At 44.8% G+C, this 12,826-nt stretch carries 9 protein-coding genes and 1 tRNA gene; 6 read left to right on the top strand and 4 right to left on the bottom strand.

The window, feature by feature from the left end; genetic code table 11:
• Positions 1-255 precede the first annotated feature (255 nt).
• Positions 256-480: a hypothetical protein gene (locus Xenpb_RS16390; RefSeq protein ID WP_187655299.1), complete on the top strand. Its 225-nt coding sequence runs from the start codon at positions 256-258 to the stop codon at positions 478-480.
• Between the two features lie 244 nt (positions 481-724).
• On the opposite strand, the gene Xenpb_RS16385 is transcribed toward Xenpb_RS16390, so the two are convergent.
• The 3 genes from Xenpb_RS16385 to pepA form a co-directional block, all read right to left on the bottom strand.
• Positions 725-3,622 carry a valine--tRNA ligase gene (locus Xenpb_RS16385; protein WP_187655298.1) on the bottom strand — a complete coding sequence of 966 codons (2,898 nt, stop codon included), beginning with the start codon at positions 3,620-3,622 and terminating at the stop codon, positions 725-727.
• Positions 3,623-3,636: 14 nt separating this feature from the next.
• The gene (locus Xenpb_RS16380) at positions 3,637-4,131 is read right to left on the bottom strand and encodes a DNA polymerase III subunit chi (RefSeq protein WP_187655297.1); all 495 of its coding nucleotides are present in this window, start codon (positions 4,129-4,131) and stop codon (positions 3,637-3,639) included.
• A 146-nt stretch (positions 4,132-4,277) separates the two neighbouring features.
• On the bottom strand, positions 4,278-5,786 hold the full coding sequence (gene pepA, locus Xenpb_RS16375; RefSeq protein ID WP_187655296.1) for a leucyl aminopeptidase: 1,509 nt from the start codon (positions 5,784-5,786) through the stop codon (positions 4,278-4,280).
• Positions 5,787-6,066: 280 nt separating this feature from the next.
• Between pepA and lptF the strand changes: the two genes are divergently transcribed.
• Together lptF and lptG are read left to right on the top strand one after the other, a co-directional pair.
• A complete protein-coding gene (lptF, locus tag Xenpb_RS16370) occupies positions 6,067-7,167 on the top strand; it encodes an LPS export ABC transporter permease LptF (RefSeq protein ID WP_187655295.1) in 1,101 nt (366 codons plus the stop codon).
• Positions 7,167-8,243, top strand: coding sequence for an LPS export ABC transporter permease LptG (gene lptG / locus Xenpb_RS16365; RefSeq protein ID WP_187655322.1), 1,077 nt, complete (start codon positions 7,167-7,169; stop codon positions 8,241-8,243). The genes lptF and lptG overlap by 1 nt, the downstream gene beginning before the upstream one ends.
• Positions 8,244-8,373: 130 nt before the next feature.
• Here the strand turns inward: lptG and ampH are convergent, their stop codons facing one another.
• The gene (gene ampH, locus Xenpb_RS16360; RefSeq protein WP_187655294.1) at positions 8,374-9,585 is read right to left on the bottom strand and encodes a D-alanyl-D-alanine-carboxypeptidase/endopeptidase AmpH; all 1,212 of its coding nucleotides are present in this window, start codon (positions 9,583-9,585) and stop codon (positions 8,374-8,376) included.
• 383 nt (positions 9,586-9,968) lie between these two features.
• Between ampH and Xenpb_RS16355 the strand changes: the two genes are divergently transcribed.
• The 3 genes from Xenpb_RS16355 to Xenpb_RS16345 all read left to right on the top strand — a co-directional run bounded on the left by Xenpb_RS16355 (position 9,969) and on the right by Xenpb_RS16345 (position 12,120).
• Positions 9,969-10,053, top strand: a tRNA-Leu gene (locus Xenpb_RS16355).
• Positions 10,054-10,481: 428 nt separating this feature from the next.
• A complete protein-coding gene (locus Xenpb_RS16350; protein WP_187655293.1) occupies positions 10,482-11,063 on the top strand; it encodes a hypothetical protein in 582 nt (193 codons plus the stop codon).
• A 790-nt stretch (positions 11,064-11,853) separates the two neighbouring features.
• Positions 11,854-12,120 carry a hypothetical protein gene (locus tag Xenpb_RS16345; RefSeq protein WP_255523169.1) on the top strand — a complete coding sequence of 89 codons (267 nt, stop codon included), beginning with the start codon at positions 11,854-11,856 and terminating at the stop codon, positions 12,118-12,120.
• Positions 12,121-12,826 lie beyond the last annotated feature (706 nt).

Raw genomic sequence — 12,826 nt, 5'->3', positions numbered from 1 at the left:
CCTTAACCATACATTAAATGCAAATATAAATTTTCCTAAACAGCCTGAAAATTCATTACAAATATATTACGGTGATTTTTTGGTTATTCCTTTGTTAACTTATTTTTGGTGAAGGTTTTCATTTTTCTGGAACCACATTCAAGTAATTATCTGATTAATACTATTATCTGATTAATACTATTATCTGATTAATGCTGTGGTTCTTTATTATATTCTGGAACATTATGTCAATGATATAAATAAACGAGGTTATATATGAAAGAGTTAAACCAAGTTGAGTTAGAACAAGTCGCTGGCGCTGGTTTCTGGGGTGATCTACTTAAGGGCGTTGTTCATGCCGCTGAGGTCATAATTGATAGTGCCGCTGAGAGCCTTCAGAAGTCAGGTGTCATATCTGAGGGAGTTTGCAAAAATATTGAAAATCTTACCCACTCTGGCGCTACAGCGGCAGATAACGCAATTGATAAATGGGGTATATAATATTTTAGTTATTTAATTACAGCATAGATTATCAGCCACTCTGACTAGAGTGGCTAACTTTTTAACCTTTAATCATGTATTGTAAAATCAGGCAGATGTATCTGCCCACTTCAACTCCCTCTTGTTGTTTTCGTCCATCAATGCGCATTCACAACTGGCAATTATTCACAACTAACATGAGGATATGCCTGAAGCCACCGTATATTACAGTGGCTTCATAGGAATAAATTTCAATCAGGAGATATTACAGGGCAGCGATCGTCTCTTTCTGCGCCAATAATTTCTCTTTTGCGGCATTGTTGATTGCCAGACGCTCGCGCTCTTTGGCAACGACAGCTTCTGGCGCACGGCTGACAAAGCCTTCATTAGCCAGTTTTGCGTCAATGCTGCTGATCTCTTTATCCAGCTTCTCGATTTCTTTATCCAGACGCGCCAGCTCTGCTTCTTTATCGATCAAGCCCGCCATTGGGATCAGTACTTCTGCCCCATTGATCAGTTTGGTGACAGAAACAGGGGCTTCTTCTCCTGCCGCTAATACGGTCACAGAAGAAAGACGGCCCATTGCCTGAAGAAAGTTGAGGTTTTCAGCTACGCGGCGTTGTGCATCTTCGTTGGCATCACGCAGCAGGACTTCCAGTGGCTTGCTTGGTGCGATGTTCATTTCTGCACGGATGTTACGTACCGCAATGATCGCTTCTTTGATCCATTCCAGATCGTTCAGTGCCAGCGCATCCACTTTTGCCTGATCGAACTCAGGGAAAGATTGCAGCATGATGGTATCTGCATCGATACCTTTGACAACTTTCACACGTTGCCAGATGGTTTCGGTGATGAATGGAATGATTGGGTGTGCCAGACGCAGCAAACTTTCCAATACTTCAATCAGAGTATGGCGGGCCGCGCGGACTTCTGCTTCTGAGCCTTTGTTGATCGCAGGTTTGGACAGCTCCAGATACCAGTCACAGAATTGGTTCCATGTGAATTCGTAAAGAATGTTAGCGGCCATGTCGAAACGGTAGGTATCCAGCGCTTCGCGATAGGCTTTAACCGTTTGGTTAAATTCCGCCAGAATCCAGCGATCTGCCAGTGACAGCGACATTTCACCACAGTTCTGACCACAATCTTGCCCTTCTGTGTTCATCAGCACGAAACGGCTGGCATTCCACAGTTTGTTACAGAAGTTGCGGTAACCTTGCAGGCGCTTCATATCCCAGTTGATGTCACGACCGGTAGAAGCCAGTGCGGCCAGTGTGAAACGCAGAGCATCAGTACCGTGGGCTTCGATACCTTCCGGGAACTGTTTTTCAGTGCGTTTGCGGATTTTATCCGCCAGTTGTGGCTGCATCATATTGCCGGTACGTTTTTCCAGCAGGTCTTCCAGCGAAATACCGTCGATCATATCCAGTGGATCGATAACGTTCCCTTTGGATTTCGACATCTTCTGGCCTTCTTCATCGCGGATCAGGCCGGTCATGTAGACAGTCTTGAATGGGACTTGTGGCTTGCCATTTTCATCTTTGATGAAGTGCATGGTCATCATGATCATGCGGGCAATCCAGAAGAAAATGATGTCGAAACCACTGACCAGCACATTAGTCGGATGGAAGGTTTTCAGTGCTTCGGTTTGCTCAGGCCAGCCGAGTGTGGAGAATGTCCACAGGCCAGAAGAGAACCAGGTGTCCAGTACGTCTTCGTCTTGAGTCAGAGCGATATCTGCGCCCAGATTGTTTTCGCGACGGACTTCTTCTTCATCACGGCCAACGTAAACATTGCCTTGTGCGTCATACCATGCCGGGATGCGGTGCCCCCACCACAACTGACGGGAAATACACCAATCCTGAATATCACGCATCCAAGAGTAGTACATGTTTTCGTACTGTTTTGGTACGAACTGGATATCACCACTTTCAACCGCCTCAATCGCCACTTTTGCCAGTGGTGCGGTGCGGACATACCATTGGTCAGTCAGCATTGGCTCAATAACCACGCCGCCACGGTCGCCGTAGGGAACGGTCAGGTCATGAGGTTTAATTTCAACCAGCAAACCTTGTTTCTCGAACTCTGCCACAATCGCTTTACGCGCCGCGAAGCGCTCCATGCCACGGTATTCAGCAGGAATGTCGGTTGAGTAACTATCAGAGACTTCGCCATTGGTATCGAATACTTCTGCGGTTTCGCGGATATCGCCGTCGAAGGTCAGAATATTGATCATTGGCAGGCTGTGGCGCTTACCGACTTCATAGTCATTGAAATCATGGGCAGGGGTGATTTTCACACAACCGGTGCCTTTTTCCATGTCCGCGTGCTCATCGCCAACGATAGGAATACGACGGTTGACCAATGGCAAAAGGATCTCTTTGCCAATCAGATCTTTATAACGGGGATCTTCTGGGTTAACCGCAACGCCGGTATCCCCTAACATGGTTTCCGGGCGGGTTGTGGCAACAATCAGGTAATCCTTGCCTTCTGCGGTTTTTGCACCGTCAGCCAGCGGGTAGCGCAGGTGCCACATGGAACCTTTCACTTCACGGTTTTCAACTTCCAGATCAGAAATCGCAGTACGCAGTTTCGGATCCCAGTTAACCAGACGCTTGCCACGGTAAATTAAATCTTCCTGATACAGGCGAACGAAAGCTTCTTTAACGGCTTTGGACAGACCTTCGTCCATGGTGAAACGCTCACGCTCCCAATCTACGGAGTTACCCAGACGGCGCATCTGGTTGGAGATATTGCCACCTGATTCCGCTTTCCACTGCCAAATCTTGTCGATGAAGGCTTCACGACCATAATCGTGGCGGGTTTTACCTTCTTCTGCTGCGATCTTGCGCTCAACAACCATCTGTGTCGCAATACCCGCGTGGTCGGTTCCCGATTGCCACAGGGTGTTTTTACCCTGCATACGTTGATAACGCACCATGGTATCCATGATAGTCTGCTGGAATGCGTGACCCATATGCAGGCTGCCGGTGACGTTTGGTGGTGGAATAACGATACAGAAACTGTCACGGCTGGTATCGCCATTCGGCTTGAAGTAACCACTCTGTTCCCAGTGGCGATAAAGAGGTTGCTCTATCTCTGTCGGATTGTACGTTTTATCGAGAGATGGCTCAGATTGCGTTTGATTAGCGGGAGTCTTTTCCATAGTGTCTTGAATATTTAATAGGTTGGCGGGGTTGCCATGGTCAAATTAAAGCCGACGTTACGATAGGATTTATATCGTTCGCGCGCTAACTGTTTTAGATTTTCATCAATAAGAACGAAGTCTATCACTTCATGGAAAGCTGTGGCAAAGTCTGCAAAATGAGGAAGCAGTGTCACCAATACATCGCGGGGAGCATTGCTTCTTTTTTGCGGCCAGCACAATTCCACAGGAGCGCCATAGCGAGGGCCTTCTCCGGCAAGATTGTGCGGTACAAATTGACTTGGTTCTCGTTGCCATAATGCCTCGTCCAGTTTTTCAGCCTGTTGTTGGCTTTCACAAGCAATCAGAACTCGCTTCCCTGCACGCCACTGATCGGCAGCAAGCTGACATGCCAGCCATTCATGCGGCTGTAAATGATCCGGAGACGATGATTGTTCCGGAGCCAGGCTTTCCAATGGCAGCTTTTCCAAAGGTAGCTTTTCCAATAAATAGAAGGTGGCGTTTTTCATAGTTTCTTGGTTACAAGATTACGGAAGCAGTGACGGAAAAGGGTATTGCATCTGCAATACCCTTAATTCTATCTATTCCTTTTAATATCGTTAGCTACACGTTTATCGAATAAAACCTTTATCGAGCAAAATGTGCGGCAGAGACATTAATCATCAGAATTCAATCCTGAACGATTTAACAGGAATTGTGACAGGAGTGCAACCGGACGGCCTGTTGCTCCTTTCGCTTTACCTGAACGCCATGCTGTACCTGCAATGTCCAGATGCGCCCAGTTGTATTTGGTTGCAAAGCGGGACAGGAAAGCACCTGCGGTAATAGCGCCACCTGAACGTCCGCACGAGTTTACCATATCCGCAAAATTGGATTCTAACTGTTCGGTATATTCGTCACCCAATGGCAGACGCCATGCACGATCGCCCGCTTGTTCTGAGGCATTCAGCAGTTCATGCGACAGTGGATTATGGTTGGACATCAGGCCGGTGTAGTGACTACCCAGAGCAATGACACAAGCGCCGGTTAAGGTTGCAACATCAATGACCAGTTCTGGTTCAAAACGCTCAACATAAGTCAGCGTATCACACAGTACCAGACGGCCTTCTGCATCCGTATTTGTCACTTCAACGGTCTGGCCGGACATGGTGGTCAAAATATCTCCCGGACGATAAGCGCGTCCGCCCGGCATGTTTTCACAGCCAGCCAGAACACCGATGACATTGATTGGCAATTGCAGTTCGGCGACAACACGCATAACGCCATAAACCGACGCTGCACCGCACATGTCATATTTCATCTCATCCATACCTTCGGATGGCTTAATGGAGATACCACCGGAGTCGAAAGTCAGCCCTTTACCCACCAGTACGATAGGTTTCGCATTGGCGTCTTTGCTGCCTTTATACTCCATGACTGCCATCAGGGATTCATTCTGTGAACCCTGACCGACAGCCAGATAGGAATTCATGCCCAGTTCTTTCATCTGCTCTTCGCCAATCACTTTGGTTGTCAGATTGGCGGCATTATCCGCGAGCTGACGAGCCTGTGATGCCAAATAGGCAGCATTACAGATATTCGGTGGCATGTTTGCCAGATCTTTCGTCGCCTTGATACCCGATGCAATGGCAAGGCCGTGCTGAATGGCGCGTTCACCGCTGGTTAATTCGCGGCGGGTTGGTACATTAAACACCATCTTGCGCAGTGGGCGACGCAGTTCGTTCTTGCTGCTCTTGAGTTGATCAAAAACATACAGTGACTCTTTTGCTGTTTCGACCGCCTGACGTACTTTCCAGTAGTTGTTACGTCCCTTCACATGCAGTTCAGTCAAGAAACAGACTGCTTCCATTGAACCGGTTTCATTGAGGGTACTGATCGTTTTCTGGATAATCTGCTTATATTGGCGTTCATCCAGTTCACGTTCTTTTCCACAACCCACCAGTAAAATACGTTCAGACAGTACATTAGGAACATGATGCAGCAACAAGGTCTGGCCGACCTTGCCTTCAAGTTCACCACGGCGCAATAAAGCACTGATGTAGCCATTACTTATTTTGTCAAGCTGCTCTGCGATAGAGGAAAGGCGACGAGGTTCAAACACGCCGACAATAATACAGGCACTGCGCTGTTTTTCCGGGCTACCGCTTTTTACACTAAACTCCATGCGTTCTCCTGAATCTTAAAGACAAAGACGGATACAATCGCTAAAATATCACGTTCCGCATTAATTCATCCCAAAGAAAATTAACTGTTATGTTAAGCTAAGCATATTATTTTTTGGTACTTAGCTAACGATAAGTATGTTCTAATTGGGAACCAATATATGGGATGCTTTGGTATCATTTTAGCGATGGGGAAGCCAAACTGATTCATATAAATGGTAGATATACGACGAAGTTAGCGACTTTCCTGCAAAAAGACAAGTTTTCACAGGCGTAATAAGCGTGATCATCATTAGATATCTAGTACGGGAAACCCTGAAAAGCCAAATCGCAATACTTTTCATCTTATTACTGATCTTCTTCTGTCAGAAATTAGTGGATGTGTTGGGGGCGGCGGTAGAAGGAAATATTCCCGCAAATTTGGTTATATCTTTGTTAGGATTGGGTGTGCCAGAGATGGCGCAACTTATTTTACCCCTGAGTTTATTCCTCGGGATATTAATGACTTTCAGTAAGCTCTATACCGAAAGTGAAATCACCGTCATGTATGCCTGCGGCTTGGGCAAAAGTGTGTTGGTGAAATCCGCTCTTATTCTGGCATTGCTGACATCAATGCTGGCGGCTGCCAATGTTATTTGGATCACGCCGTGGTCTTCCAAATATCAGGCACAAGTATTGGCAGATGCAAAAGCCAATCCAAGCCTTGCTGCGATCATGGAAGGACAATTTAAGCCTTCCCGCGATGGCAACATGGTGCTTTATATCGGTAACGTGAAGGGCAATACCTTTGAGAACGTATTCCTTGCCCAGCTCCGTCCGGCGAATGATCAGCGTCCTTCGGTAGTCATTGCGGATGGCGGCCATATGGAAGAGCGTCCGAATGGTAATCAGGTTGCTGTACTTCATCAAGGTACGCGTTATGAAGGTACGGCGATGTTGCGTGATTTCCGCATTACCGAATTCACTGATTATCAGGCGGTGATCGGGCATCAGAGAGCAGATATTGATAACAGCAAAGTCGAGCAAAAATCGATTGAGCAGCTTTGGCATGATACTGACGATGATTCTCGTTCAGAATTTCACTGGCGTTTGACGTTGATTGTCTCGGTGTTGATCATGGCGTTGATGGTTGTCCCGTTGAGTGCCGTGAACCCGCGTCAGGGGCGGATAATCAGTATGCTGCCCGCCATGTTGCTTTACCTGATTTTCTTCCTGTTACAAAGCTCCCTGCGTTCCAATGGCAGCAAGGGTAAATTTGACCCTATGTTCTGGATGTGGCTGGTCAATAGTGCGTATTTTGCTCTGGCTCTGGCGCTTAATCTGTGGGATACCGTACCAATGCGCAAACTGCGTTCACGCTTTAAGAATCAAGGAGCGTCATGATGTTTGGGGTATTGGATAGATATATCGGTCGGACAATCCTGCAAACCATCCTGATGACATTGTTCATGCTGGTATCGCTTTCCGGCATTATCAAATTTGTCGATCAGCTGCGCAAAGTTGGGCAGGGGGACTATACTGCAATTTCCGCAGGTATTTATACACTGCTGAGCGTTCCTAAAGATATCCAGATCTTCTTCCCAATGGCGGCGTTGCTTGGGGCGTTATTGGGGCTAGGAACGCTGGCGACGCGCAGTGAGCTGGTGGTGATGCAGGCTTCCGGCTTTACCCGCTTACAAGTGGCGGGTTCTGTCATGAAAACGGCAATCCCGCTGGTCCTGCTGACAATGGTTATTGGTGAATGGGTTGCTCCACAAGGGGAGCAGCTTGCCCGTAATTATCGTGCCCAGAAAATGTTTGGTGGTTCGCTGATGTCCACGACCAAAGGTTTATGGGCGAAAGATGGCGATGATTTTGTCTATATCCAGAGCGTGTCTAAGGACAACTCCTTGAACGGCGTTAACATTTACCACGTTGACGACAAACAAAAACTGCTATCCATCAAATACGCGGCTTCGGCGGTATATGACAAGGATAATCAGCAATGGAAATTATCTCAGGTTGAAGAATCTGATTTAACGCAAAATGGGCGAATCACGGGTTCACAACGTATTTCTGCGGATTGGAAAAGCCGGCTGACACCAGAAAAGTTAGGAGTGGTTTCTCTTGACCCTGAGGCGCTCTCTATCCGTGGCCTATATCAATACATCACGTATTTAGAGCAAGGGCAGCAGGATGCCGGACGTTACCAGCTTAATATGTGGAAGAAAATCTTTGCACCTTTATCGGTTGCAGTGATGATGCTTATGGCTCTCTCCTTTATCTTCGGGCCACTGCGCAGCGTACCGATGGGATTCAGGGTGGTTGTGGGTATCAGCATGGGCTTCCTTTTCTATGTCTTGAATGAGATATTCGGCCCGCTCAGTCTGGTTTATAGCATGCCACCGATATTGGGGGCATTACTGCCAAGTCTGTTATTCTTTGTAGTGAGTATTTACTTACTTCTTCACCGAAAATAACAATCACTGATATTTCATTGAACTTACTTATCGCCTCCGTCTTTATGAAAACACTTCATAATTGTGGGGGCGATTTGCTTTGCGCCTTGTCTGGCTGTGATTTTTTCTGTTGATCCCGACAATATTGAATTTAGCTATGGTTGCGGGCTAATGCAGCGACTAATTCATTAACCCCACTTGTCACCCGACTGAATTTACTTTGTTCTTTCCGTGTCATTACCACAAACACGCCGATATTTCGTTCCGGGATCATCGCCATATACGTATTAAATCCACCACCTCCGCCAGTTTTTTGGTAAATACCGGGGACATTGTCTTTGGCATCCATATATACCCAACCAAGACCGATACCGTCCGCCAGACCTGCAACATCCATTCCTTTGATTGACGTCAGATCGGCGCGTTTAAAGTAGATGCCCTGCTCACGACTGGCAGTTTGCTTCCTTAACTGATTTCGGGAAGATAAAAACTGTTGCATCCAGCGCTGCATATCGGCAGGAGTAGAATAAATCCCGCCACTACCTGCGGCGGCAATGGTATTCACACAAGGGCTGGATTTCACTCCTGCCATCAAGCGGGCACATTGGGATTGCGTGGGAGTCAGAGTTGTATCCTTCATGCGATAAGGGCGGGTAATCTCTTCTTGCAGCAAACGGGAATAGGGTTCTCCCGTGGCTTTGGAAAGCGCATCCGCCAATAAATCATAGGCCAGATTGGAATATGAGGCCGTCGTACCGGGTACGGTATTTATCCCTGCGGTTTTCAGCCAAGCCCAGCGGTTCGACTGAGTCGGCCAAATAAACACCGGACGTCCCCATTTCCCACCGGGCTGCTCCCGCGGCAGCCCGCTGGTATGGCTTGCCAGATGATACAGCCGGATTGGCTGGTTTGCGCCATAATCCGGTACATGGACGCCATAATAAGTATATTTCTGTAACGGATCGGTAATCTTAATACGTTCCTTCTGGGCCAATTTGATCATGACCTCGCTGGTCATCAATTTAGTAATAGAAGCAATACGAATCACAGAATCCTGCCGCGGCCGAACGCCACTTCCCGGATAAGTCTCTCCAAAACTGCGATGCACAACCTGATTATTATCGATTACCACCATCGCCATCCCCAAAGGATTACCTTCATCAAAGATGGACTGCGCATATTGCTCGACCAGTGCGGTAGTCATTTTCTTGGTATTGTCATTACCTTCAAAAACTTCCCACTTTGCAGGTTGTGCATGAGATTGCTGGAATTTGTTTTGGTGCAAATTGCCAGAATCAGCACAAGCCGAGATCGCCCATGTCAGGGCGGAAACTGTACACAGTTTATATAGCTGTTTTTTCATTTTTGGATTAACCAACCAGGAACGCTCAAGTGGGGGAATAACGCTGTTATTTTTTTTTCTTAAAAATCGCCATAATGGCACCGATAACGATACCCAACAGGATACCTGTAAAAATCCAACTGATAATAGTCATGATAATTTACCTCATAGCAGTGTATTGTTTTGAATTATATAAGGAGTTCATAGGTTGTCTATTGAAGGAAGAGAATTGTGAGGGAAGAATTTATGTTGTGTGATTGCCTGAGTGGTTGTGTTTTGATCTCTGTTGGCGAAAAAGCGGATTGAGTGACTCTTTTTTCGACACTTGAACAAGATTGAAAGGATAAGTGTTGCGAATGGTCTTCTGACAGGTATAATGGCCCCCGTTCTCCGAATACTTCAGTGCCGAAGTGGCGAAATCGGTAGACGCAGTTGATTCAAAATCAACCGCCTTCGGGTGTGCCGGTTCGAGTCCGGCCTTCGGCACCATCTACACTTCCGTAGCTATCCCATATCGTCTACAAAATCCAAAAAACCTAATAAAATCAATAATAGCACTTCTAACAATGTCTCATAGTGTCCCTTGCAATCTATGTCATTTGGGGGAACATTCGGTTATCTATGGCTTCCACGGTAACAGGGTGAATTTGTCCAGTTCAGCATTAGGCGCCTAGCTATAGAGCCTACCCATTGTCCGACTCCCTGCGCGAACGGTTCCACCAGCTCAAATGAGATAGCCGTTTGCGCATCAGTATTGCTGACTCGCAAATATCGTTAACTGTAATGGCATGATAATTTCGGATACCTCAGAAACCTGTTAGTCTAACGACAGTCAAAGAAGGTGTAATCACTTTCTTGTTATCATATGAGGCGGTACCCTGACTCATATGGCAGTGTTTAACGAAAGGGGTAATTCAATGAATTTCAAAAATAGAATATATAAAGCCGCAGGAAGAATACCGCTAATTAAGTCTCATGAATGGCCTTTTGGCAAGATAGAAGTTGTCTTAGCTTACGACTTTAAAAAGTGTAAGCCGCAAGAGTATAGCTATTTAAAGTCAAAATATAAGGACATGCTTGAACTAGTGGGGCGAGAATCCGCCAGTGAGGAACAAAGATATTTTTATAATAATTTCCATTATCTTCAATGGGTGACGGAAAATGACCGCGTAGATATTTTTGCTCATTCCAGCGAGAGTTCTTTAGGTAGTCGTTATAACAGTCCGGAAGACTTAGCTAACGATTTGAAAAGAATGTCGCTTCGCCGGGTTGGTGTGGTTAAATTCCAAGCATGCTATATCGGGAGAGGAAACTGGCTAGAAAAAGCGCGAAATGTCTTTATCAGTAAAGGAATCGATTTCGCTTATATGGCAGGTCCCACCGACCGCGTGGTCTGGAATAATCCTTCTATAAAATATGTGCAGGGTGACAGACGTCAGGCATATAAAGTGGTTAAAGGTAACATCGATAAACAATTCCCCGGGACAAGATACACGTAATTCACGGACATTGTGTAGTATCCTAATTTGTCCAGAACGCTAAGGCGGAACACGCTTAGGGTATCGGTATAACGTAGCTTTAACCGATGAGGCTAATATTTGGCTTGATGAGGAAATAATAAATAATAATTATTTAAGTATCTTAGGTTAGCATCACAAAAATACAGTCTTAGCAACTTCGTAAGAGCCTCTAAATCAGAGGCTTTTTGTTTGTTTAATATCCAAATTGTGAATGCTGTGCCCACTGAGAAGAGCACATGGTTAACATTTAAAATGATTTAATTTCAATCTGTTGTGTTAAAATAAAGAAGTTTACAGGGGGTGAACAATTGAAGCTAATTTGTCTCATTTTCTGGTATATTTTTTAATTCCATCAGTGGAATACATAATTAAAATTAATTTATTTTCTGATGAAATAAAAAATATAGCTATTGTTTAAGTTGCAGCTCAAAATGAGTTATTGAGGTTTATATACCGTTGCTCAACATAGTTAATATTTTTCCGGGGTTAAAAGTACAAAAATGCACGTGGGGGAACATTTGGGGGAACAAAAAATAAATAATTTTTATTTAAAATTAATAAGTTAGTCAAAAATGTGAGTCCGGCCTTCGCACCATTCGTTAGTTTCCTAACGTCTACCCAAGTCTACAAACTCCCTAAAAATCCCAATAAATCAACAAAATTAGTTATTTTTTCGTCTACTGTGGTCTGTTGCAATCAACATGCAGCAAAGGGCATAATCTGGGGCATCTACACTTCGATTTTAAATGTTCTCCAAAAATGAAACTAAATGTCCGGCAATGCGGAGATTGTGCCGTTCAATCTCCGCATGTATCTCTATCATGCCAACTTTGTTTACATGAAAGGCAATAACCTGAACAAACCTATTTCCGTAACCCGTTTCGGCATTGATATGCCGGGCGCACTGGCTGAGTACAATCAGCATTACCTGCGAAAGAAAAGCAAATACGGCATTCATAGCAATCTCAGTCTGAATCTTGACACTGCTATCGAGTGGATGCCAAAACTGGCAAGGAATGACCTACCAGACGAATAATTTTTATTATTGCTGAAATTTCTCAAAGAAATATAAAAAAGTGTTCACCACTATTCACTCTATAATTTAAGCAAGATATATCAATGTATTATAGGATGAATAGTTATTTTAAAACTGTTCACAAGTATTCATCACTGTTCACCTTTTTTCTGGTTGGAGGTGAACGGTTGGGTGAAGAGTGGTGATGAGTTTGGTTTCAATTCATTACTACTTAACGATTTGAATTTAAATAAAAATATTCAAAGGTGAACAGTTTTATTACTAATTCTCTAATAGGGAGGAGTCGATAAAAATGTTTTCTCTGGCAGGTGTTTTTCCGGATCTCCGAGTTACCAGACTAATACATTAACCCGGTAACCCGGCGAAGGCAAGCGTAGCGTGTCAGTGTGGTTTTAACTTTTTGTATCAATTGATTTTTATGTTACGTAATGATGAATAATAATTACTTCTTGCTAAAGAATAAATCTGTGTGTTTTTTGTATTTTCTTCTATGGAGAGTGTGGTGCTTTTTAATAAAAATATATCGATGCAATTAAGTAACCTAATTTCACATCATTGATGTAATGCTGATTATAGTTATTAAGTGCTCAAGAAAAATTAATTGCAAATTGATCACCATAACCTTCCAATAACGTATTTAGCTCATACTCCATGGTATCTTGAGTCCAGGTGATAAAACGTCGCCAGTGATATTTGGCTTGTTTCC

Origin of the sequence: Xenorhabdus sp. PB62.4 (assembly GCF_014467285.1) — a bacterium.
Classification (GTDB): Bacteria; Pseudomonadota; Gammaproteobacteria; order Enterobacterales; family Enterobacteriaceae; genus Xenorhabdus.
Note: the sequence above shows the minus strand (reverse complement) of the source record. Positions and strands in the feature narration are given on the sequence as shown.